Annotated in this window: 18 protein-coding genes; 5 read left to right on the top strand and 13 right to left on the bottom strand. The window is 58.5% G+C overall.

Translation table 11 applies throughout. The features are described from left to right. Window positions 1-8: 8 nt before the first annotated feature. Window positions 9-1,331: an RNA-guided endonuclease InsQ/TnpB family protein gene (locus NW816_RS06350; protein ID WP_414408616.1), complete on the top strand. Its 1,323-nt coding sequence runs from the start codon at window positions 9-11 to the stop codon at window positions 1,329-1,331. A 77-nt stretch (window positions 1,332-1,408) separates the two neighbouring features. On the opposite strand, the gene NW816_RS06345 is transcribed toward NW816_RS06350, so the two are convergent. The 5 genes from NW816_RS06345 to NW816_RS06325 form a co-directional block, all read right to left on the bottom strand. After that, a complete protein-coding gene (locus NW816_RS06345; protein WP_414408615.1) occupies window positions 1,409-2,782 on the bottom strand; it encodes a nitrate/sulfonate/bicarbonate ABC transporter ATP-binding protein in 1,374 nt (457 codons plus the stop codon). A gap of 22 nt (window positions 2,783-2,804) precedes the next feature. Then, window positions 2,805-4,532 (bottom strand): ABC transporter permease, encoded by a 1,728-nt coding sequence (locus NW816_RS06340; protein ID WP_414408614.1) that lies wholly within the window; start codon window positions 4,530-4,532, stop codon window positions 2,805-2,807. A gap of 67 nt (window positions 4,533-4,599) precedes the next feature. Continuing rightward, complete coding sequence (locus NW816_RS06335) at window positions 4,600-4,890, bottom strand: hypothetical protein (RefSeq protein ID WP_414408613.1); 291 nt, start codon at window positions 4,888-4,890, stop codon at window positions 4,600-4,602. An 82-nt stretch (window positions 4,891-4,972) separates the two neighbouring features. Then, window positions 4,973-5,935, bottom strand: a complete 963-nt coding sequence (locus tag NW816_RS06330; protein ID WP_414408612.1) for a hypothetical protein — start codon at window positions 5,933-5,935, stop codon at window positions 4,973-4,975. A gap of 574 nt (window positions 5,936-6,509) precedes the next feature. Further along, the gene (locus tag NW816_RS06325; protein WP_414408611.1) at window positions 6,510-7,958 is read right to left on the bottom strand and encodes a carotenoid oxygenase family protein; all 1,449 of its coding nucleotides are present in this window, start codon (window positions 7,956-7,958) and stop codon (window positions 6,510-6,512) included. Window positions 7,959-8,124: 166 nt separating this feature from the next. On the opposite strand from NW816_RS06325, the gene ffh reads away from it, so the two are divergent. The 3 genes from ffh to NW816_RS06310 are packed head-to-tail and all read left to right on the top strand — an operon-like array spanning window position 8,125 to window position 11,166. Next, entirely contained in the window at window positions 8,125-9,588 is a 1,464-nt protein-coding gene (ffh, locus tag NW816_RS06320) for a signal recognition particle protein (RefSeq protein WP_414408610.1), read from the top strand. A gap of 9 nt (window positions 9,589-9,597) precedes the next feature. Next, window positions 9,598-10,056, top strand: coding sequence for a tRNA (cytidine(34)-2'-O)-methyltransferase (locus tag NW816_RS06315; RefSeq protein WP_011431928.1), 459 nt, complete (start codon window positions 9,598-9,600; stop codon window positions 10,054-10,056). 48 nt (window positions 10,057-10,104) lie between these two features. After that, window positions 10,105-11,166 (top strand): histidinol-phosphate transaminase, encoded by a 1,062-nt coding sequence (locus NW816_RS06310; RefSeq protein WP_414408609.1) that lies wholly within the window; start codon window positions 10,105-10,107, stop codon window positions 11,164-11,166. 33 nt (window positions 11,167-11,199) lie between these two features. Here the strand turns inward: NW816_RS06310 and NW816_RS06305 are convergent, their stop codons facing one another. The 4 genes from NW816_RS06305 to NW816_RS06290 form a co-directional block, all read right to left on the bottom strand. Beyond that, window positions 11,200-15,327 carry a hypothetical protein gene (locus NW816_RS06305; protein ID WP_414408608.1) on the bottom strand — a complete coding sequence of 1,376 codons (4,128 nt, stop codon included), beginning with the start codon at window positions 15,325-15,327 and terminating at the stop codon, window positions 11,200-11,202. A 193-nt stretch (window positions 15,328-15,520) separates the two neighbouring features. Further along, complete coding sequence (locus NW816_RS06300) at window positions 15,521-16,204, bottom strand: hypothetical protein (RefSeq protein WP_414408627.1); 684 nt, start codon at window positions 16,202-16,204, stop codon at window positions 15,521-15,523. Window positions 16,205-16,237: 33 nt separating this feature from the next. Further along, window positions 16,238-16,507, bottom strand: coding sequence for a 2Fe-2S iron-sulfur cluster-binding protein (locus NW816_RS06295; protein ID WP_414408607.1), 270 nt, complete (start codon window positions 16,505-16,507; stop codon window positions 16,238-16,240). A 15-nt stretch (window positions 16,508-16,522) separates the two neighbouring features. Then, complete coding sequence (locus NW816_RS06290; protein WP_414408606.1) at window positions 16,523-16,798, bottom strand: (2Fe-2S)-binding protein; 276 nt, start codon at window positions 16,796-16,798, stop codon at window positions 16,523-16,525. Between the two features lie 287 nt (window positions 16,799-17,085). On the opposite strand from NW816_RS06290, the gene NW816_RS06285 reads away from it, so the two are divergent. Continuing rightward, a complete protein-coding gene (locus NW816_RS06285; protein ID WP_011431920.1) occupies window positions 17,086-17,538 on the top strand; it encodes an Hsp20/alpha crystallin family protein in 453 nt (150 codons plus the stop codon). Here NW816_RS06285 and NW816_RS06280 read toward each other — a convergent pair. The 4 genes from NW816_RS06280 to NW816_RS06265 form a co-directional block, all read right to left on the bottom strand. Next, window positions 17,485-18,351: an S-adenosyl-l-methionine hydroxide adenosyltransferase family protein gene (locus NW816_RS06280; RefSeq protein ID WP_414408605.1), complete on the bottom strand. Its 867-nt coding sequence runs from the start codon at window positions 18,349-18,351 to the stop codon at window positions 17,485-17,487. The two genes, NW816_RS06285 and NW816_RS06280, sit on opposite strands and share 54 nt — an antisense overlap. 68 nt (window positions 18,352-18,419) lie before the next feature. Next, window positions 18,420-20,552 carry a TIGR00300 family protein gene (locus NW816_RS06275; RefSeq protein WP_414408604.1) on the bottom strand — a complete coding sequence of 711 codons (2,133 nt, stop codon included), beginning with the start codon at window positions 20,550-20,552 and terminating at the stop codon, window positions 18,420-18,422. A 70-nt stretch (window positions 20,553-20,622) separates the two neighbouring features. Beyond that, window positions 20,623-21,375, bottom strand: a complete 753-nt coding sequence (locus tag NW816_RS06270) for a response regulator transcription factor (RefSeq protein WP_414408603.1) — start codon at window positions 21,373-21,375, stop codon at window positions 20,623-20,625. Between the two features lie 203 nt (window positions 21,376-21,578). After that, entirely contained in the window at window positions 21,579-23,390 is a 1,812-nt protein-coding gene (locus tag NW816_RS06265; protein ID WP_414408626.1) for an ABC transporter ATP-binding protein, read from the bottom strand. Window positions 23,391-23,513 lie beyond the last annotated feature (123 nt).

The raw sequence follows: 23,513 nt of genomic DNA, 5'->3' as shown, positions 1-23,513 counted from the left end.
ATAGCAATATGTTGGTCAGAGAAGCCAAGCTGCTCAACGGCACAGCAGAGCAGTACCAAGCTCTGGACGAAGCCATTCGCACTGCGCAGTTTGTGCAAAACAAGTGTCTACGGTACTGGATGGATAACCGGGGCGCGACCAAAGCGGTTCTGTATTCCCTCTGCAAGGACTTGGCCAAAGAGTTCCCCTTCGCCCGCCAGCTCAATTCTGCCGCCCGTCAAGCTAGTGCCGAAAGAGCTTGGTCTGCCCTCTCCAACTTCTACCGCCGTTGCAAGAACAAAGAACCAAGGAAAGGCTATCCGCAGTTCAAGAAGAACTGTCGGTCGGTCGAGTACAAGCTGTCCGGCTGGAAGCTGTCTCCTGACGGCATGTCCATCACGTTCACCGACGGCTTCAACGCAGGAACATTTGCCTTGTACTGCAATGGTGAGGCAAGACACCATATCCTAAACTCCAAAATCAATCGGGTGCGGGTGATACGCAGGGCAGATGGGTACTATGCCCAGTTCTGCTTGGATGTGGAGCGCAAGGAGCAGGGAGAATACACAGGCAATGTTATTGGCATTGATTTGGGCTTGAAGGCTTTCTACACCGACCAGAACGGCAACTCTGTAGAGTGTCCTAAGTTTTTGCGGCGTAGCGAAAGGAGGTTGAAGCAGCACCAGCGCAGATTAAGTCGGAAGTTCAGGAAAGGGGCAAAATCCCAATCCCAGAACTACCACAAACAAAGAAAGCGACTAGGGAAAGTGCATCTGAAAGTGCAACGCCAGCGTAGAGACTGGGCAATCAAGCAGGCCCGGTGCGTGGTGGCGTCTAACGACGTCGTGGTGTATGAGGACTTGCAGGTGAAAAACCTAGTCAAGAATCGTCATCTGGCTAAATCCATCCATGATGCTAGTTGGTCCCTATTCACCCAGTGGTTAGACTACTACGGCAAGGTGTGGGATAAAGCGGTGGTAGCTGTACCACCGCAGTACACCACGCAGGATTGCAGTAACTGCGGGCATAGGGTCGTGAAAACCCTATCCACAAGAACTCATGTCTGTCCTAAGTGTGGGTTTGAGCTGGACAGGGACCAGAACGCAGCTCTGAACATCCTGAAGCGGGGGCTGCACATGCTTGGAGTGGAATGGAACGGTACCTTGGGGCATAAGGGAACCGCCCCGCGCGTAGCGCTTGGGGGAACGACTGGGGAGATAAGCACCGCTGCTTTTGAGGGGCAACCGGATGAAGTAAGTGCTGTCGCAGAACCAGTAACAAGAATCCCCTGCCTAAAAGCGGGGGGGTATGTCAAAATCCCTTGCAAGTTGTCTACATGGGTAATGTGGTAGATTTTGGGACTTTCTGGAATTGGCGCCATACCTCCGCTCTACGATGCAGCTTTGAAAAAGGCAGAGCCAGATGCGCTTCAGTCGGAACGAGAGTTGAGACCGACAGGCTTTTGAGCAGTGGAGCTCTCGCTTGGCTCGGGCAGATAGAGACGTTCTTCCGAGGCGTCGTACTCAAACAGCTCTGCATAGCGTCCCCAGTCAATGGCGGTGGCAAACTGCCGTTCGGCTTCAGCGTGGGGGAAGTGTTCGTCCCAAAGATCCAAGAAGAAGTCCGCTCGCATGGAGCGGCTGCCTTTTTCTTCCAGAGTCTGCAAGATGCTGCGGAACACGGGCACCCGTGCCAATAGCTGTTGTCGGAAGAGATCCTTGCTGCGCAGGATGGTGGTGTTGGCAAAGTCCTGGCCAATTTCGGTCAGTTGCACCACTCTGCCGGTCACCTCGGCAAACCCCAACAGTACCGCCGCATCCAAAATAGGCAGCAGGTCGTCCACCGCCAGCTTCAGCCGTTCAGCCAGGTTAGAAATCTCTGCCCGCCCTTGTGGCCACTCCACGAGCAGTTCCAAAAGGCCGCTGATCCCGCCTACCCGCGCATGGGGCAGAGGCAAGGCATAGGGGGAAGCCGCCTTATCACCGACCGGAGCAGGCAGGGCCACCTCTCCCGTAATAGCGATTTCGGGGTTGGTCATGATCTCGTAGATGTAGTCCACCAAGGACTTGAAGCGGGGATCCGTGCGCTCGTGGGGCCGCGGCAGATCTATTCTCACCTCCCCCCGGATCCGCCCCGGGTTGGATCCCAGAATCACCACCCGATCCGCTAAAAACACCGCCTCTTCGATGTTGTGGGTAACGATGAGGATGCTTTGGGAAGGGAAGGCTTGCGCATTCCACAGCTCATCAATTTCCCCCCGCAGGTTTTCCGCCGTCAGCACGTCCAAAGCGCTAAAAGGCTCATCCATAAACAGCACCTTGGGCTCCAAGACAAAGGCGCGGGCAAAGCCCACCCGCTGCTTCATCCCCCCCGAAAGCTCCTTGGGGTAAGCGCTCTCAAACCCATCCAAGCCCACCAAGTCAATGGCCTTCAGGGCCTTTTGCCGGCGGATCTCGCGGGGGATCCCTCGGGCTTGCAGCCCCAGCTCCACATTTTCTTGCACCGTCAGCCAAGGCAGAAGGGCAAAACTTTGAAACACCATCGCCACATCTGGGTTAGGCCCACGTAGAGGCTGGCCGTTGCTCAGCACCCGCCCTTGACTGGGGGGGATCAGGCCCGCCATGATGCGCAGAAGGGTGCTTTTGCCGCTGCCGCTACGGCCCAGCAGAGCCAAGACTTCCCCAGCCCGCACCTGCAGGTCAATCTGGCTTAAAACGGTAAACTCCCCCTTGCCCTCTGGCAAAGGAAAGCGCTTGTAGACTTTCTCGACCTCGATCAAAACGGGGGAAGCTGCAGAGCTCATATTGCCTCAGAAATTGAAAAGACTAAAGGTGATATTTTTCTTCCGCCAACTGATACAGCCGTCGCCAGAACAGACGGTTAATGCCCACCACAAACAAGCTCATCATGCCAATGCCCAAGGTAATGCGGGGCCAGTCTCCCACCGCCGTTGCCTCAGCAATGTAGGTGCCCAACCCCGTAGCCGTCAGGGTGGTGGATCCCCAGGCCACAATCTCCGAGACAATGCTGGCGTTCCAAGCGCCGCCGCTGGCCGTGACTCCCCCGGTGACCCAGGCGGAAAAGATCCCTGGAATGATCAGCTTTCGCCAGCGCTGCCATCCTCGTAAGCCCACATCCACAGCCATTTCTCGCAAGTCCGTGGGGATGCTCTGGGCGCCGGCAATGGAGTTGAAAAGGATGTACCACTGTGCCCCCAACGACATGAGCAAAATGCTGCCCCACTCAATGCTGATCTGGGCGCGGATAAAAAACAACGTGGCAAAGGGAAAAAGGAAATTGGCCGGGAAAGCTGCCAGGAATTGCACCACCGGCTGCAGCAGTTTCGCCAGTTTTGGATTAAAGCCAATGGCCACCCCAATGGGAGTCCAGATCACCGTGGCGAACACCAGCAACACGCTAACCCGCAGCAGGGTGAGGATCCCTAGCCCGAAGGTCAGCATCACCTCTCCAAAGCCCACAGTGGTAGCCACAAAATAAACAATCCAAATCCCAATGCCGCCAATAGCTGCCCAGGAAAGCTGGGTTAGCAGCCGCTCGCGGCGTCGCTCGGCCTCAGGACTGAGGGGATCCACCCAGTGCGGGCGAGTCAGATAGGACAACAGCCGATCCACCAACTCTGCCAAGGGGGAAAGCCAACTGCCGATCAGCCGCGGGATCCGCGCCGTGGTCAGCAAATCGTACAGCCAGGATTCGGGGGCGGCAGCCCCGCTGCTCTGTTCCAGGCGAAACTTGTCCGACCAAGCCACCAAAGGCCGCCAGAAAAGCTGATCCACCAGCAGGATGACCCCAGCCATGGTCAGGAGCGCCCAGCCCAGCTTGGGCAAATCCTCTGCTTGAATGGCGGCTTCCACATAGGATCCCAGCCCCGGCAGCGTGTATTCCTGGTTGAGCACACTGATGGCTTCGCTGGCTGCCACAAAGAACCACCCCCCACCAAAGCTCATCATGGCGTTCCAGATGAGGCCCACCATCGCTGCCGGCACTTCCAACTGGGTAAAGCGCTGCCACCCCGACAGGCGATACAAGGTAGCGGCTTCCACCAACTCTTGAGGCAGAGTGCGCAAGGATTGGTAGAAGGAAAAGGTCATGTTCCAGACCTGGCTGGTGAAGATGGCAAAGATAGAAGCCGCCTCCAACCCCAGCAAGCTGCCGGGAAAAAGGGCAATAAAGCCGGTGACGGTAATGGAGAGAAACCCCAACACCGGCACCGATTGCAAGATATCCAACAGGGGGATCAAAATTCGCTCGGCCCAGCGGCTTTTGGCAGCAATGTAGCCATAGACCAAGGTAAAAAGGGTGGAAAAGGCCAAGGCAATGAACATGCGCAAGGTGGAGCGGGCTGCGTAGTAGGGCAGGTTGCGCGGATCCAAGTCGATCCGGGGCACCACTGCCGGGGGCTGAAACCGCTCAAAAGCCCCCACTCCCACCTGCGCCACCAAGGCCAGGAGAACCAACGTGCCCAGAATGATGGCCCCATCGGCAGCCCCCGCTGGCAGCCGACGCAGCGCCTCCGGAGAAGGAAAAGTCCTCATGTTCCCTGACCAAGCCCGGCATCCGCGCCCAGTGTACACCGTTTGCGGTTAGCCAGGATCCAGCCGGCTACTCTTCCGGCAAGTCGGGGGGAGACTCCTTCCACTGGGGATCGTCCAAGATGGCTTTTTTGGTCTGCTTGAGTTGTTTCCACAGCTCCTTGATTTGCCGGTAGGCTTCCTCTGGCGTGATTTTGCCCCCGGTTTCCAGGCCACAAATCAAGGACACTTTATTGCTAAATTCCTGTAGGTTGGCATCGAAAACTAGGTTCTGCGGCTTCACTTCGCCCCAGTAGGGGTAGCGGGGGGAAATGAATTCATCTTTGTTGGGAGGTTTGTTGGGAGGAGTTGATTCTGCCACGGCACAACCAGGGTAAAAGAGTCGTTCACAACAAGAAGGTCAACATGAAAAGCTCCATCGAAGCAGGCTCAATCACTCTAGTTTATGGGCGTTTTTTCTTAACCGGCTTGGGTACTTTTGCGGGATCTCGCAGAGGATAAAACGGCTCTTGAATAGACGCTTCCCCACGTGTCGAGGGGGTGGAACTCTTCCTGGCTTTGGGTTGGGGGGTTGAACGCTTCAGGCGTGGGCGCGGCGGCGTTTTGAGTACTGGGCCGATGGGAGTGCCCGCCTCCACATAGAGCAGGGATCCACGGCGGCGCACCTGCAGATCCCAGAAATTGCCTACCCCTTTGCCCGGCAGGGATCCAATCAGGCGCAATTTGAAGGCTTGGGGCTTGGGGGCTGCGGCTCCATCCTTCTGGACTCGCTGAGAGGGAGAGTTGGCGGAAGCTTTTTTGCCCGATTGACGGATCTTGACGATGATGAACCCTTTCTCCTGGGATTGAAAAACGACCTCGCCCCGGATGGAAAACCAATCCGGCACCACTGTTGGACGGGATCCCTCGGGGAGAGTTCGCCCCATTTCTTCTGGGGCCCACACCCCCAGCAACTGCACGTGCAGATCTTCGGTTTTGTCGCGGGTGCGAGGATAAACCACCCACAGATAGTTGCGTTCCGGCTTCAGGTGCTTCCGTACCAGGCTCATCACCCGGCCCAGCAATACGGCATTGAGATCCAGGCCATCCGAGGTGCGCAAAATCCCGCGGGTAAAATGCTCTGGGGAGGGAATGTATTGCCCTTCGATGAGGCCAATAGCTCGGTATTGCATCTTCTCCCCAGGCGGCGGGATGGGTTCCAGACAGACTCGCTCTCTTTCTGCCGCTTTCTTTTCCCCCAAGGTAGCGGTGGTGCTGACAACGGGCTGCAAGGACTCCGTCCCGCTGTCGCGAGCAGCACCAGGATCCTGAGCTTTTGCCGACGACAGGGAGCCCTTGGCCTCGCCGGTTGAGCTGGGTCTGGGGGGCCGTACAGGTCGAAAGGGAGGTCTCAGATCGGAGGACATTGTGACGGTTCCGTTGCTGTCAATTCAGAATGCTCGGCGGCAGACATTTACCGTTGCAAAAACAGGCCATAACTTTGCTCTTGACCCAAGACCTGCTCAACACACCATTCACTAGCCTAACAACGCCCAACAGCGTCTTTCCATCCTGCTTCCATTGACAAACTCCCAGCAGGTGCCCTCGTCGGGAACTGGGGAGCCAGCAGTTGTCAACACTGTAGCCGACGTGTAGCCAATACTAGCAACTGTTCCAAGGGAATGGTTCTCAGGCCGCAGAATGTTTATCCCCCAGACAGAACCATTTCATCTTTATGGTCATTTCGATTCGAACTAGGACATTATACTCACACCCAAAACATTGAAGGTGCAGAGCCAGAAGGCTTTTCTCAGTAGCCCAGGCGTCTCACCCTAAGCTGAAACGAATAGAGTACCTGTAGTTTTTTCCGGCAACGCTGACTGGAGGTGTTTCTGCACAGCCGGGATCCAACTGACCGATCCCCAGGGCTCCCGCAAAGGCTGGGGCGCATGATCTTTCCCGAGCCGATGGGATCCATTAGCCATTCCTGGGGTTCACCGTTTAGGCGGGCGTTGCCCACACCTGCGGAGTGAAGCTGCCGTGTAGGCCATAGGGAATGTGGTGCCGCAATGGGATCCGCGCAACCGGGCCGGCTGTCAGGTCGGCTGCTTCTAGGATCACCACTTGAGAGCGCTGGCTGGCCGCATCAAAAACCACCGTCACGATCCACCCTGCCTCTTCGCCCTGACCTTCTGGATCGGGGATGAACACCGGTTCTCCCACAAAGCCGCGGGGGGCAAAGCTGTACTGCTGTGTGCGGCCTGTGGCGGTATCCAGCTTGAGGATGGCTTGCAGAGGAGCATTGGGGCCAGGAGCATGGGTGGCCCCGATGTAGATGTAGCGGTGGGATCCCCCCATTCGAGCCGGGTGGATGGCCGGAAACTCCACCGAGCGATCCAGCAGCAGTTCCCGCTTCACGCTGCCCCCCTTGGGATCCAGATAGAACCGCCACAGCTTGCCCGCCGGAATCTGGGCAAAGTCAATCTGCAGGTAATCGGCATCCGGCTCCAGGGCAGGGTAGTTCTCATAGAGGACGGCATCCACCACAACCCGATCCCCGACTTCGTAGCCGTTGACAAAATGGAAAACAAACCCCGGCTCCGCTTCCAGTTGCAGCGGCTCGTCGCCCTGGGGAAAGAGCCAGATGCGGGTCGGCTCCCCCGGTTTCAAGGTCAAACAGGTGCCCGCCGGTTGCCAGCCCAACACAAACGGCAGGGGATTGAAAGCCAAGGGATTTTGGAAAAAGATGCGGTAGCGGGGTGTCCAGACAAAATCGTGCAGGAAGGCAAAACCGGGCAGGCGGTAATCCCGCTTTTCCACCAAGCGCCCGCGCGAGTCCAGACGATAAAACAGCAACGTGGAGTTCTGGGCAGCCCGCACCCCAAAAGCAATGAGATCTCCCGTGTGGGGATCCCGCCGGGGATGGGCAGTGAAAGGCTGGCTGGCCGAGATCCCTCCTGCAAACGTTTCGATCCCCTCGGTGGCCAAGGTGGCCGGGTTCAGCCGGTAAGGGGCACTGGCCTCCCACAGGGCCAGCAGCTTATCTCCCTGGTAGATGACGTTGGTGTTGGCGGGATTTTTAAACCGCAAGTCGAGAAAGTTGCTCCACCAGCCGCCCGGCTTTTGGGTGCCAAACACCCCTCGGTAAAGCACCCGACCGGCTTTTTCCTCTGCTTCAAACTCGCGGGTGCGCACAAACCGGTTGCGAAAATGAACTTTCCCCCCCACAAAGGTGATGGCGCAGACCATGCCGTCGCCATCGAACGGGTGTCCGTAGCGCTGGGATCCCGCCTCCAGCTTGCCCGGGCCGTTGCGAAACAGGGTTCCCCGCAACCCTGCCGGGATCCGTCCTTCGATCTCCGTAATCCAATAGTCGTACTCCTGGGATAGGGAGCGATAGCCCAATTGCCAGTCGGTGGTGCTGTAGGGAAGGGAAGCGACGCTGACCATGGAAGATCTGCATGCAACGCCCTCTATTGTTGCTTAAACTTTTGTGAAGTCGCCAGTTTTTCTGGGCCGGGATAGCCACCTTGGTTGGGATCCCCAAGATGGAGTCGCCCCGATTCGACTATGGTAGGAAATGCCCCCAAAGCGCCTGACAGGATCCACAGTACCCATGTTTGATGCCCTCTCCGAGAAGTTGGAATTGGCCTGGAGAAAGCTGCGCGGCCAGGACAAGATCACCGAAACCAACATTCAAGAAGCTCTGCGGGAGGTGCGGCGAGCCCTGCTGGATGCGGATGTCAATTTGCAGGTGGTGAAGCAGTTTATCGAGGATGTGCGGGAAGCTGCCCTGGGATCCGAGGTCATCCTGGGGGTGACACCGGATCAGCAGTTCATCAAGATTGTCCACGACGAGCTGGTGAAGGTGATGGGAGAAGCCAACGTGCCCATCGCCCAAGCGGAGCAGCCTCCCACCATTGTCCTCATGGCCGGTTTGCAGGGATCCGGGAAAACCACCACCTGCGCCAAGTTGGCTTTGTACTTGCGCAAGCAGGGCAAGAAGTCCCTGATGGTGGCCGGAGACATCTACCGCCCGGCGGCCATCGACCAGCTCAAGACGCTGGGCCAGCAAATTCAGATCCCCGTTTTCGACCTGGGCAAAGTGGATCCCGTCGAGATCGCCCGGCAAGGGGTGGAGGCGGCCCGACAGCAGGGCTACGACTATGTGATTTTGGACACTGCCGGTCGCCTGCAGATCGACCTGGAGATGATGGCGGAGCTGGAGCGGATCAAGGCGGCGGTGCAGCCCCACGAGATCCTGCTGGTGGTGGATGCCATGATCGGCCAAGAGGCGGCCAGCCTTACCCGAGCCTTCCACGAGCGCTTGGGCATCACTGGGGCCATTCTCACCAAGCTGGATGGGGACACCCGCGGTGGGGCCGCCCTTTCCATTCGCCAAGTGTCCGGTCAGCCCATCAAGTTCATCGGTGTTGGCGAAAAGGTGGAAGCGCTGGATCCCTTCTACCCGGATCGCATGGCCTCCCGCATTCTGGGTATGGGGGATATCCTCAGCTTGGTGGAAAAAGCTCAAGAGGAAATCGACCTGGGAGATGCCGCCAGCATGGCGGAGAAGATGATGACTGCCCAGTTTGATTTCACCGATTTCCTCAAGCAGATGCGCCTAATTAAACGCATGGGATCCTTGGCAGGGCTGCTGAGACTGATGCCAGGGATGGGCAAAATCAGCGAGGAACAACTGCAAAAGGGGCAAGACCAACTGGCCCGCGCCGAAGCCATGATCAACTCCATGACCCCCGAAGAGCGGCGCAACCCGGATCTGTTGGCCCGCAGCGTCAGCCGCAAACGACGGGTGGCCCGCGGATCTGGCCACAAGCTGGAGGATGTCAGCCGACTGGTCAGTGATTTTCAACGCATGCGCGACATGATGCGCAACATGGGCATAGGTGGCGGTTTTCCCGGTATGGGTTGGGGGGGTGGGCGTACCTCTCTTCCCGGCGGGGATCCCAGTTGGCGCGGACGTTCAACGGCCTCTCCCTCTCGGCAACAGCCCAGCCGCAAACCGGGCAAAGGTGGGGGCAAAAAAGGGGGCGGCAACCGCGGATTTGGGGGCAAGTAGGATAGGATTATGCCCTTCCACGTTGTTTTGGTTGCCCCAGAGATCCCGGCCAATACGGGGAATATCGCCCGCACCTGTGCAGCCACCGATACCCCTCTCCATCTGGTGGATCCTCTGGGGTTTCGCCTTTCGGATCGCTACCTCAAGCGGGCGGGGCTGGACTACTGGCAGCATGTCCAACTGTATCGCTACCCCTCTTGGTCTGCTCTGGTGCAGGCCCACCCTGAGGCCCGGTTCTGGTGTTTTAGCGTGCGCGGCAAAGCCCTTTATACGGAAGTAACCTATCAGCCGGGAGACTGGTTGGTGTTCGGTAGCGAAAGCCGGGGGTTGGATCCTCTGTTCTTGGAAACCTATCCCAGCGTGCGCATCCCACTGCGGGGGCCGGTGCGCAGCCTGAACCTCAGCAATGCCGTAGCGATTGCCCTTTTTGAGGCGCTACGTCAGCAGGGATCCCTGACAAAAGAATAAGTGGTCGGGTTGGCCCTGATATAATAGCTACTTCTCCCCGTCAGGAAGATGTGTGCTCTGCAGTATCTGCGCCCCGACTTGCTCTACCTCAAGCCCTACGACGCTGTGCCAGCCCCGGCTGCCGACAAGCTGGATGCCAATGAGTTCCCCCTCGATTGGCCGGCGGGCTTTAAGCAGAAGCTCTCCCTCCTTTGGGAAAAGGGGATCCCCAGCAACCGCTATCCCGATGCCCACCACCGGGGCCTGAAGCAGGCCATCGCCGCCTATGCCGGAGCGGAGCCAGAGCAGATCAGCTTGGGCAATGGGTCGGATGAGCTGATTCGCTCGCTGCTGATTGCCACTTGTTTGGGCGGGCGGGGCGGTATTTTGGTGGCAGAGCCCACCTTCTCCATGTACGCCATCTTGGCCCAGAGCCTGGGGATCCCAGTGGTGCGGGTTCCCCGCGACCCGGAGACGTTTGCTCTGGATCTAGAGCGATGTCAACAGGCTTTGAGGGAGCATCCGATTCGGGTGGTGTGCCTGGTGGATCCCAACTCGCCGACGGGGAATGGCCTGACGGCTGCAGAGTGGGAGTGGGTGGAAGGGCTGCCCGAAGAGATTCTGGTGATTTTGGATGAGGCCTATTTTGAGTTCAGCCGGCACACAGCCCTGCCCAAATTGGCGGAGCATCCCAACTGGGTAATCTTGCGCACCTTCTCCAAAGCCTTTCGCCTGGCGGCCCACCGGGTGGGCTATGCTGTGGGTCATCCACAGCTTATGCAAGTGTTGGATGGGATCCGCCTGCCCTACAACCTCACGTCCCTTTCTCAGTGGGCGGTTCAGATGGCCTTGGAGCATGCCGAGGAGCTTTTGGCCGACGTGACGCTAATTTGTCAGGAGCGGGAAGCCCTTTATCAAGCTCTGCAGGAGCTGCCAGGGGTGCGGGTGTGGCCCAGCCAAGCCAACTTCCTCTACTTCCGGGTGGCCGGTTGGGATCCCCAAAAGCTGCAGCGGGCCTGGCAGGAGCTGGGGACTGGTGTGCGCTACACGGGTGGGGGGCTGCGTCTGACGGTGGGCACCCCTGAAGAGAACCGACGGGCCTTGGAGCGCCTGCGCCAAATCCTGCAGTAGATCTCCCGGCTCCGAGTTGCTTTTGGAGCCAGCCTAGGTGGACAAGCCTGCGGTCAAGAAACGCTGGATCAAGCTGTGCACCTGCTGCAATTGTCGTTCGTTCAGATGCTCCAGCGCCTGGGCGATTTCCGCTCTGAGTCGGCTCTGGGTATCGGTTTGGGCCTGCTGCAGCAGCCAACTTTGGACAGGGCTGGGGTGCTCCACAAAGTCAAGCGCCCAGGGATCCCGTTCGTCCAGCTCAGGTTCTGCCTGGGGCAGTTGCTCCCCCCAGCGCTCTTGAGCCTGTCGAAACTCCTCTGCCAAACGGTTTGTTGGGCGTCCTTCTGCTTGGAGAAACTCCTGATACCTTTGGTGGGTCACCAGCCAGCGCTGCCGGATTTGAGAGCGTTTCAGCCTGCCGGTTCTGCTTTCGGTGAAGCGCTCGTAAAACCTGAGCGTGTCTCGGTAGTGGCCCAATCGCTCACAAGCCAAGCCTACCTCCAGGGGCTGTAGCCACCAGGCCCGCTCCATCTGTGTGCTGGTAACCACTTCCTGCAGAAAATCTCGCAGCCCAGGGGATTTGCGCCTTAAGTCTTCCCAGTTGGTCCGGATATCCCGGGCCATGGCAGCCACCAGCTCGTAGTCATGTCCCCGCTGCCACGCCTGAGGATGGGCCTGCACCGTTTTCCAGAGCTTCTCCCACTCTCGGCACTGGATCAGAACTCGCAGCATCAGCGGCCAGTCTTTCAAGCGCTCCAGACTGGTGACGACGTCGCCGATGTACTCTGCCCACTCGCCTGTGAGGGGACGTCCTGCCTCTTGCCATCGGTCCAGCACCACCGAGTCTTGGCGGTCTTTGGATAGCCACCTCACCTTGCCGGGAAGGGGTTCCAGGTGGATCTTGGCCCGGTAGTAGGGGGAATGCTCCGTTTGGCCCCCCTGATCCCAAACCTCTACCGCCCGCTCAAATTCCTGCCGATAGAAGTGACAGATACCCCAAATCTTGTAGTACTGATTCGCGAACGGCTGCCGCTGGCCGAGAAAGGCCAGACGTCCCTTCAAAGCCTCAAGGGTCTCTTGCAAAAACCAGCTGCGGGCCTCTTCCTGGGGGCAGAAAGTTCCCAAGTTGTTGAGAACTTGCTCAAGCTCTGCCAAAAATTCCTGTACACCTTCTCTCCAGGTGGAATCCGTTCGTGTAAGCGGGACGAAGTCCCTATCTTTGGGGCTGACTTCAACGCTCAGCCAATCTCGCACCCGCACCAGTTGTCGAAAGCGCTCTGCAGGCTTGGCGGAGTTTTTTTGCACCACCACCATCAAATCCACCAAGGGGCTGTAGTCTGGGATCCCAGGACATCCAGCAAAGTAGGCGGCGTTACGCTGCAGCTCCAACCAGGCCTTCCCTCTCCAAAAGCACTCCCAGGCTTCTCGTTTAAGATTTTTGTTGGGCAAAGCAGACTGCTCTAGGCTTAGGAACTTTTGCCCTGCGGAAACGTAATCCCTCTGGAGCTTGAGGATCCAGGCCTGACATTCCTGTTCTAGAGGTGGGTTGCCTGCCTTCCGCGCCAGAGTTTGAACATCCTCCAGAAGTTTAGGGTTGCCCTCCTCGATGCCACGCCTGAGAAGTTCAAGAGCTGCCTCCGACAGATCTTCCAGGCTTGTATTTGTCCAGTACTGGATATTGATGCCTTGGACAGGGTAACCCAATACCGGTGGGTCGGTCTCCCATTCCGACCGATCCGGTTGCAGAGAAGGATGATCGAGCCAAGAGTTGGATTCTAAGCTTGGATCCCAGAACTCCCGCCAACCGGCAGAGGTGTCCACAATGGCCAGGGCCTCGATGGGGCGGGTAATGCCGACATACAATTGGTTGAGAAAATAATGGAGTTGCAGGGATATCGCCTCCCCAGCTCCTCGGGCGTAATAATTAAGCTGCCGGTTAAAGTTTTGTCGATAGGCGTTTCCAAACTTGTAGAGGATAACTTTTTTGAACTCCATTCCCTTAACAGACGTAGCAGTTTGCAGGAGCGGTGGTTTAAGATTCTGCTTCAATTCCTCGGCAAAGATCTTCTGGAGTTCGGGATCCTGACGCACGTAGTTCAGCTCCTCTCCCACAGGACAGGGTAAGATACAGACTGTTCCTGTGAGATCACTAAGCATTTTTCTAAGCTCATCTTCGATTAAGTTTCTTTCCTGACCATCCAGCACAAACCTTTGAACCGGCATGCCCTGCTCATGGGGACGCCAGGGCTGTTGCGGATAGATTTCTCGACTCTTGCTGAGAACTCGCCGCCACAGGTTGACTACATTGCTAAAACGAGTAACTTGTGGATTGCTGCGATAGTTGTTTCTCAGCTCCTGCGGGCCTGCAATCTCAAAGGGATGGCTCGGCAACAAGTAGGCGCGGATATGCTCGTAGAGATATTTTTTCAGAGCAGCCCAACGAAATCCCGTTGGGTTAATGGTTTGCAAGGGATCCCCGGCAAAGGCATAGGGCAGGCGATCAATAGCCCAATCCAACTTGTATTTTCCCCAAGGAGATAAGCAAAAAATGATATTCAGCTCAAGTTGGGTAAAGTCCTGAACCTCATCGCAAAAAATGACTGGATGAATAGGATTAAGAGTGCCATTCTGCAGCACATCTCTGGCCAAATCTTGGTCATCCCAGTAGCCCTCGTGGGTGGTTCGATCCCGGTAACCCGGCCAAATCTCTTCGTAAATCCGCTCGAAGGCTTCTTCATCCACACTGCGGTCGGCCTCAGGCAATTCTCGGTAGCTATCGGGATCCAAATAGTCACTGACCTCATAGCCTTTGATCAGCGTGCGAATGGTGTGCCAAGCCAGCTCTACATCGCGGCGACCACAATACCAGCTCTGAAATCGATAAAAATTGACATACCGATCCGGTTGGTAGTGTTCTTGCCGCTCAGGGGGAAGGCAGTTCAGCAGGTAATCCTGAAAAGTGCTAAAAAAAGTTTGACACTGCTGAATTTCCTCCGTGGAGAAGCTGCACCCCTCCTCCCGATAGCGGTGGCTGATGCGCAAAATTGAACTTACCCTGTCGCGGGCTTGCTGCACCAAACTGGGGCTGTAGGTCAAAAAGAGAGGGCGGTACTCAAGAGGTCTCTGTTTTGAAGTTTTGAGGTAGTGGCTGCAATAGTCGGCAAAGCGGTAGTACAACATCAGAGATTTGCCGCTCCCGGCCCTTCCGTTGATCAGTAGGGGCATGGATGTGCTCTGCAGGATTTCTTCTTCCTCCATGGACAAAGCCAAATTTCCCTCTGTGATCTCCTGCATTTCCAACCAAATGGTCTCATCCGCCACCATGTAGTCGGGGTAGGCGCGACGGGCGTACCGCTTCCACACCTCCAAAGGTTGCGGGTGCTGGAGAATATCCGGCTGCTTGGCTTTCATCCCAAAGAGGCAGGTTTGGCATCCCAGATCAAACCGTTCCCTCTGCTCTGGGGCGTGGTCGTAAACTCCAATGAGAAATGGAAACAATCTCCCCGGCTGCTCCCAGACTTGCACCAAGCTGACAGCCAGATACAGGGATCCCTCCTGCCAGCATTTGACCTCTGCCTCCAGATAAAACGGCGGGAGCTGCCGGTAGAGCCTGCCTTCAATGTCATCTACCAAGCGGGATACTGCTTGGTAAGCCTGGCGCCGCTGCTCTGGAGAAAGGGCCCGTACTTGCCGAACCCATTCCCCACTTTCCAACACCAGCCGCTCCTGCGGATTGGGAGCATTCAAGAACTGTGTCCATTCATACAGCTCGTCGGGCAGAGGGGGGAGATGGTTTGGCGGATCCCCTGGTTCGTGCCGCTGCGCCAGCCACGCCTGCAAACGGTCATCGGGCACCCAGCTCCGCACCCGTTCTTGATAATCCGGATCTCGCCGTCGGTCTAAGAACTCCCGGTATTCGTGACTGCCTCTCGGCCAGAGGCCAAACAAAACCAGAACGGGTACCTCGCCTACATAGCGCAGCTCCCCCACCAAGCGAATGTTGTTGCGGAGATTACGCTTCCAGTAAGGGTAACGAACGTCAAACAACTGGCTCAAAAGGGTGCGACCCCCCTCTTCCAGCCGTTCTATCAATGCTTCTAGGTTGCACTGGGTTCTGCTTCCCAGAAATTCCTCCGGGCAATATACATACATGGGATCCCGCCGGGTATACTTGGAAGCCATCCTAGTGCCGGACTACTGGCGAAAATTGCCGCTGTGCCAAAAGTCTTAATTTTTATAATCCCCACGTAGCCCATAACCATCTGTGTAGCCATTTGCAGGCTCACAAAACATCCCGATTCAAGCTTTTGTGAAATGCAAGGACTCCGTCCCGCTTACGCGAAAGGACTCCGTCCCGCTTACGCGAACGGTAAGCTCAATTCAACTCCGAGCAGGGTTGGTGCTCCCCACCGCTAGCGCGAACAGACTGAGGTGCGCCAATGCCAGATTGGATCCCTTGCCAGACCCGCTCTGGGGTGAGGGGCAGCCGACGCAAGCGAAGGCCGGTAGCTTGGAAGACGGCGTTGGCAATGGCGGGAGCGATGCAGTTGGTGGTGATTTCCCCCACTCCTTTGGCGCCAAAGGGTCCATAGGGATCCGCCTGTTGCACCAAGTGAACTTCGATGGGGGGAACTTCCTTGGCGGTGGGGATGCGGTAGTAGCGGAAGCCAGCGTTGAGGATCTGGCCTTGTTCATCTCGGATCAGTTCTAAGGACTCCGTCCCGCTTACGCGAGCGGCAATGGCCACTGACTCGGCCACCACCGCCGCCACTCCATCCCCCACAAAGCGCACCTTCTCATCCAGCACAAAGCGATCCAGAGGATCCGGCACCGGCTCCGCATGGCCGGCAGTGCTGTAAGCCCGACGCGGCACATCCCGATGGGTCAGTACGGCCACCACACCCGGCAGGGCCTGGGCTTGGCTGGTGTCGATACGGCGGATAAGGACTCCGTCCCGCTGACGCGAGCGGGCATGGGCATAAGGGGAGCGCAGCAGCCGCAAATGAAGTAGCCCAGCAGGAGCAAAATCGCCCGTGTAGGCAGGCTGGCCGGAGACGATCTGTGGGCCATCTTGCTAAGGACTCCGTCCCGCTTACGCGATGGGAACATTGCGCCCCACACTCTCCAGCTCTGATTCAGGGAAAGTGCTCCCCACCGCTAACGCGAACGAGGCCGGGATCCCTTGAATGCTGTCCAAGATGGCTTGATAGCCTGTACAGCGGCAAAGGTTGCCCCGCAGGTGATCCCGCAGCTCCGCCTCGGATGGGATCCCTTCCCCACAGAGCTGACGAGCACTCAAGATCATCCCCGGCGTGCAAAAGCCACACTGGAACCCCTGTCCCTCTAAAAAGCGGGCCTGCAAAGGACTCCGTCCCGCTTACGCGAACGGATCCCATTCCCCGCCTCTGGCCAACCCCTCGATGGTGGTGATGGCTTGGCCCTGCAAGCGCGCCGCCGGGTACAGGCAACTGTGGACGGGATCCCCCTCCAACAGCACCGTGCAAGCCCCGCAATCCCCCGAGTCGCAGGCACGGCGTACCCCCACCCAGCCCAGCTCCCGCAACAAGCTCAGCAGAGTGATCCCCGGCGGAACCACCTGCCCATAGGGTTGGCCGTTCACCTGAAATCGGATGGGAATGGGAGTGGGATCCATAACGGTCTTCTTTTTTCACTCACATCTACCCCATTCTGTTTTGAGCAAAATGTTTCGAGTGAACCATTGGATTGCCCTGTTTGTTTTCATCCCTCTTCCCCATGAGGTGAGGGGATCCTGCCTATCGCAGATCGGTTTGCCCTCCCTCGCTGGGATGGCTTTCTTGGATGATCAGAGCAGGATTTTGTGAATTCAAATCCCAAGTGCAGGCCAAGCCTTCTTTGCCGAGATCTCTTCGCTTCCCTCAACTCCATTGATGACTTAGCCTATTTACCCTAGGAGACACTATGGCAACTCTTTACTTCAGCCCGCTTTTCGAGGTACAAGCTCTGCAAGCGGAGCCCAACCGGGGACGCTCTCGCTCCTTCCTGCCCACTCCTCTGCAGGTTTGGGAGAGCGGCGAAGCCTACACCGTCCAGTTGTGGGTGCCCGGTGCCAATCGGGAACGCTTCCACATCGAGGCCACGGCTCAACAGCTCTCCATCAGCGGCGAGATCCAGGTTCACGGCCCTGAAGGTGCTGAATTGCGCTACCAAGAAGTGGAGCCCCAACCTTTTCAACGCATCCTCAAGCTGGCCCGCCGCATCCAGCCGGAGAAAGTCTCGGCCACCTATCGCGACGGCATCCTCACCCTCACTCTGCCCAAAGCCGACGCAGCGCGGGTGATCAAAGTCCAAGTGGGCGCCTCAAACCCCACTACTCCGACGGAAGCCGTGACGGTGGAAAGCCAACCTGCCTAGGATCCCCCTCTTTTCGGGAGAGGGGCTGGGGGTGAGGATCCACTGCACGCGCACCTCATCTCCCACCTTAAAATCCAGCGCCCGGCTGGCATTGCCTCGGTTTTGCACGATCTCCACCCAGCCGGAGCTGCCCACCAGGGCCAGCACTTCCCCAACTTCTCCCTCAGCAAAGGTGGCCACGGAGCGGACGGGGATCCCTTTGATCCAGGCGCTCCAGCTTCGACCTTCCACCCACTGTCCGGGCAGGTTGGTGATGCCGTTGCCGAAGTGGTCGATGGCCTGGACCAGGCCGCGACAGCCGTTGGTCTCCATCTGGGGTGGCGGCCACTCCCAGCGGGTTAGTTCTGCTACGTCTAGGGGATCCCCCAGCTCCGCCAAAGGGATCCCGTTGGCCAGATGAGCGGCAACCGGGGCAAAAATATCCCGCCCGTGAAAGGTGCGGCTGGGAGAGGGGGTGCGCCAATAGCGGGGCCGGTTGAGTTCCACAGCAGCCAGCGCCGGAGTTTGGGCCAAAACGCCGCTGAACAGGCCATTGTCAGGGCCAACCAAAAAGCCCGTCTCGGTTTGGATGGCTACCGCCCGGCGGCTACTCCCCACCCCCGGATCCACAACTGCCAGGTGAATGGTGCCTGGCGGCAGGTAGGGGTAGGCCGTCATCAGGGCAAAGCGAGCCGCTGCCACATCCTGAGGCGGGATCCCATGGCTGAGGTCGATGAGTTGAGCCTGTGGGGAAAGGGTATGAATCACCCCTTTCATAATGCCCACATAGGGATCCTGCAGGCCAAAATCCGTCAACAGGCTAATAAAAGGCATACCCTTTTGAGGCTTGAGGATCCCAGTTTAAGGATCCCAAAAGATAACAGCGCTTATGGATGGGGTGGCTAGCGGGCAGCAAGAGCAGGTTGCGGGCGCTCATACACCTGCCCCAAACGCGCCAACTGCTGCACCAACAAACTCAAGAACAGGCCCACATCGGTAACAATCCCCACCGACTCCAGGGATCCCCGATCGGCCAGCTTGGTCACCACCGCCGGGTTGATGTCCACGCAGATCAGCTTGACCCCGGCAGGCGTCATGTTCCCGGCTCCAATGGAGTGCAACATGCTGGAGAGCATCAACACCATGTCGGCCCCCTGTAGCAGCCGTGCGTAATCCTGCTGGGCCTTGATCAAATCCATCTCCGTATCCGGCAGCGGCCCATCGTCACGGATGGATCCCGCCAGGGAGAAGGGCACCTGAGCGCGAATGCACTCGTAGAACACCCCACCGGTAATCACGCCCGCTTCCACTGCGGCCCGGATGCTGCCGTACTTGCGGATGAGGTTGATGGTTTTGAGGTGATGCTTGTGGCCGCCCTTGACCGGCGTGCCCCGCGACAGATCCACCCCCAGCGAGGTGCCGTAGAGATTCTGCTCCAAATCGTGAACGGCAATGGCATTGCCCCCCAACAGCGCCTGCACATAGCCCTCCCGAATCAGGGTAGCCAAGTGGGATCCACCGCCCGTGTGGATGACCACCGGCCCTGCCACCACCACCGTTTTGCCGCCCCGCTCCTTGATTTGCCGCAGCTCCCAGGCAATCTGCTCCACCAGGATCTCCACCCGCCGCTCGCTGGAGACCCCCGATCCCATAAAGGTAAACTCCTGGGAAGAGCGCTCTTTGCTGGCCTGGCGCACGGTGCGGATCCCTTCCACCCCACACACCACGGCATCCCCCACCTGCAAATCTCGAATCAGGGTGCAATAGGCTGAAAACTCCGTCTTGCCATTGCAATCGGATCCCTTGACCACGATCACCCCATCCATGCGCTGCCGCTGCACCGGGATCCACTGGCCGGCCACCCGCACCTGCGTGGGATAGATGGTGGTGACATAAAAATCGTCGGGCGCTACCCCTGCTTTCTCTACCCGCTCCAGACGGGCATCTTGCTGGGTTTCCTCCGAGAGACGGGCCCCCTGCTCGATCAAGGCGCTGAGAATGGTATCCAGGGTCTCTTCGGTGGGAGCGGAAACGGCCAGTTCCACCGTGGAAGTGCTCTGCCGTTTTTCCCCAAGCTGAAACTTGAGGATCTGGAAGCTGCCGCCATTGTCGACAATGCAATCGACGGCCCTGGTGAGCAGATCGCTGTCCACCAAATGTCCCTGGAGGGTCACCGTCCGGCTGAGCACCGTGGCCACCGGATCGGTTTGGGGAGCCACCGTCTCGTCGAGGCGCAGCGTCAGGCACTTGGCCGCCCCACCGGCTTTCAGGAACTCCGTCAGCTCCGTCTGCACCACCGCAAATCCCCGCTCCTGTAGGGTGGCTTCCAGCTCTGGGCTGACCCGATTCACCAAGATCGTGCCGTTCACATCCACGGCATTGCAGGCAAAGTGAATGGCATCCGCCTCCTGAACCGGGATCCGCTTTTCAGGGGGCACCCGCATCTCGATCAAGCGGTTGGAATAGGCATCAAAAGCCGGCGGGTAATAGAGCAAATAGCCTTCGGAGAGGGGGCAGAAGCAGGTGTCTAGGTGGTAGAACCGCTCGTCCACCAGCCGCAAAGACAACACCTCGATCCCCAGCCACTTGGCCAAGTAGGGGTGAGACTCCAACATGGAGCGAAAGCCGTAGCCCGCCCACAGCCAGCGCCCTGCCCGATCCAACAGAGCATCTCCTGCCCCCTCAAAAGCCAGGGCCGGCGGCAGCTCATAGACGGTGTAGCCCTGTTCCTCAAACCAAGCCTTGAAATGGGGCTGTTCCCCCTGCCGCTCTGGGTGATAAAAACGGCTCAGCACCACCGTGGATCCCAGGATGAGCCCGGCATTTGCCGTAAACACCATATCCGGCCATCCCGGCACCGGCTGGATTAGCTTCACCTCCGCCCGCTGCGAGAGATGCCGATAAAGAGCCTGCCACTGCTGCAACGCCCGTTCTCGGGAAGAGCGGTGGACATTCCCCACCATCCAGGGGTTGATCACATAGTCCACCTCGTAGTAATCGGGTGGGCACATCAAATACCGAATGGCACCAGGCATAGATCTCAGAGCGCAATCTGCAGCAGGGCACCCCCTAGATTAGCAGCTATGTGAGCGGCATCCTCGAGAATCATTTGTGGGAATCTTTCGCCAGCTCTGGCTGCGGTGGGACGGGATCGGCGATGTTGGGCAATTCCAGACAGTAGCCCGCCCCGTAGATGGTCTTGATATACTGGGGGTGGCGCGGATCCGGCTCCAGCTTGGTGCGCAGGTGGCGGATGTGAACACGGATGGTCTCGATGTCGTCGTCGGGCTCGTAGCCCCACACCTCCTGCAGGATTTCGCTGGGGGAAACGGTCTGCCCATGTCGCTGCATCAGACAGTGGAGCAGGTCAAACTCCAGGTGGGTGAGCTTGATCGTTTTGCCGAACCACAACGCCTCAAAGCGCTCCGGCACCAGCGTGAGAGGGCCATAGGTGAGGATCTCCCCATGCTTGGCCGCCTGTGGGATCCGGTCTGAGCGACGCAGCAGGGCCCGCACCCGCACCAGCAGCTCCTGCACCTCAAAAGGCTTGGTCAGGTAGTCGTCGGCACCGGCATTAAAGCCCTCGATCTTGTCCTGGGTTTGGCCGAGGGCGGTGAGCATCAAAATCGGGATCTCGCTGGTGCGCTCCTCCCGCCGCAAGCGCTGACAAACGGTCAGGCCATCTACCTGGGGCAGCATCAGGTCGAGGATGATCAGATCGGGGAGAACTTGCAGAGCCAGTGCTTGTCCGCGCACCCCATCGGTGGCCTTCACAACCTCGTAGCCCGCCAACTCCAGATTGATGCGCAGGATATCCAGAATCGAAGGGTCGTCCTCAATAATGAGTATGCGAGCCATAGCCGGTTGCAGCCCAAACTGCGGATAAAACGTTTTGTTAAATGTGCTAACAAAGAGCCGAAGCTTTACGACTGGAAGTTTACTTAATTTTAGCCTCATTGCAAATCTTACTGCGAAGTTAACCCGCAGGGTTGCCCAGCCCGGAGCCGGATGCAGGGGAAACTTTTCAACCCGTTTGGGGCAAATGGGTGCGTTTTTAAGGCCTACGGCCCGCTATCGCGAACGGATCTCCCTTTGGGGGAAGTGCTCCGCACCGCTGGCGCGAACGCGGCGATGAGGCGGCGGGTGTAGTCCTGCTGCGGCTGCTGGTAGATCTGGGAGGCGGGGCCAAGCTCTTCGATGCGGCCCCGGTTCATGACCATGATGCGGTCGCTCATGAACTTGACCACGCTCAGGTCGTGGGAGATGAACAGGTAGGCCAACCCCAGTTCCTCCTGCAGATCCTTGAGCAAGTTCAGCACCTGGGCCTGCACGGAGACATCCAGGGAAGACACTGCCTCATCGCAGACGATCAGGCGGGGCTCCGAGGCCAGGGCGCGGGCAATACAGATCCGCTGCCGCTGTCCTCCGGAAAACTGGTGGGGCAGGCGATCCAGCGCTTCCGGATCCAACCCTACCCGTTCAAACAGGCGTTGGGCCTGTGCTCGTCGCTCAGCAGCATTTCTCCCAATCCCGTGCAGGGCCATTGGCTCTATGACGCTGGCTCCCACACTCATGCGCGGATCCAACGAGGCCGCCGGATCCTGAAAGATGAGCTGAATCTCGCGGCGGAGACGACGTAAGCGTTGGGGCGGTAAGCGGAGCAGCTCCTCGCCGTCGTAGATCACCTGGCCAGAGCTGGCACGGACCAGGCGCAACAGGGTTCGCCCCAGGGTGGTTTTGCCGCAGCCGGACTCTCCCACCAGCCCCAAGGTCTCTCCGGGGTAGAGGTCAAAGCTGATCCCATCCACAGCTCGGATCTCGCCCACCTGGCGGCCAAATGGCCCTCGACGGACGGCGTAGTGGGTTCGCAGATCCCGCACCTGCAGCAGGGGGGGCTGACTGTACAGCCGGCGCAGCCGTTCTTCCTCTAAGGACTCCGTCCCGCTTACGCGAACGGCAGCCGGGATCTCCACCTGCTGCCACTGCTCCTCCAGGGATCCCCCTTTTTCCAGAAAATCCTGGACGGTGGGCAACCGCCGCAACCGCCGCTCCAACACCGGGCGACAGGCCAACAGGCCGCGGGTGTAGGGGTGCTGGGGATCCCGAAAGATCTGCTCCACCGAGCCTTGTTCGACAGCTTGGCCCCGGCGCATCACCACCACCTGATCTGCCAGTTCGGCCACCAAATTGAGATCGTGGGTGATGAAGAGGATGGCCATCTGCCGGTGCTGCTGCAGCTCCCAGAGCAGGCGCAGGATTTCCGCTTGCACCGTAACATCTAGAGCGGTGGTCGGCTCATCGGCAATCAACAGTTGGGGATTGGAGGCGATGGCACAGGCGATGGCCGCCCGTTGGATTTGGCCGCCGGAGAGCTGATGAGGGTAGCGCTCCAGCATCTGGGGAGAAAGCTGCACCTCCTCAAACAGGCGAATGGCTTGGGCGCGGATCTCCGCCGGGCTCAGGGAGGTGTTGGCCCTCAAGGTTTCCTGTAACTGCTGGCCACAAGTGTAGAGGGGGTTGAGGGCGGTGCTCGGCTCCTGGAAGATCATGGCAATTTGGGATCCGCGATAGCGCCGCCGTTGCCGGGGATCCAACTGCAGCCAGTCCACCGTTCCGTTGGGGCCCTTGAAGAGGATTTTGCCCTCCACCCGGGCCGAGCTGGGCAGCAGATCAATCAGCGTCAGGGCGGTCATGGTTTTGCCGGATCCCGACTCCCCCACCAGGCCTAAGGTCTGGCCGATCCCGATCTGGAAAGACAGCCCGTCCACCACCGGGGATCCCGAGGGCTCGCCAGCTGCACGGCTGGGCAAGAAAACCCGCAGCCCTTGTACGGTCAGCAAGGCAGAATCGGCAGCAGGAACAGCCTCGATCATGGCGACGAAAGCGCTCCGCACCGCTGGCGCGAACGCAATGGGAGGATTGGCAGGATTATAGACCACCGTCCCCGTCTTGGCCCCCAAAGTGCTCCGCACCGCTGACGTGAATGACACTTGCTT

Source organism: Synechococcus sp. W55.1 (assembly GCF_047461655.1).
Taxonomy (GTDB): Bacteria; Cyanobacteriota; Cyanobacteriia; order Thermostichales; family Thermostichaceae; genus Thermostichus.
This window is presented reverse-complemented; position numbering and strand designations above follow the sequence as displayed.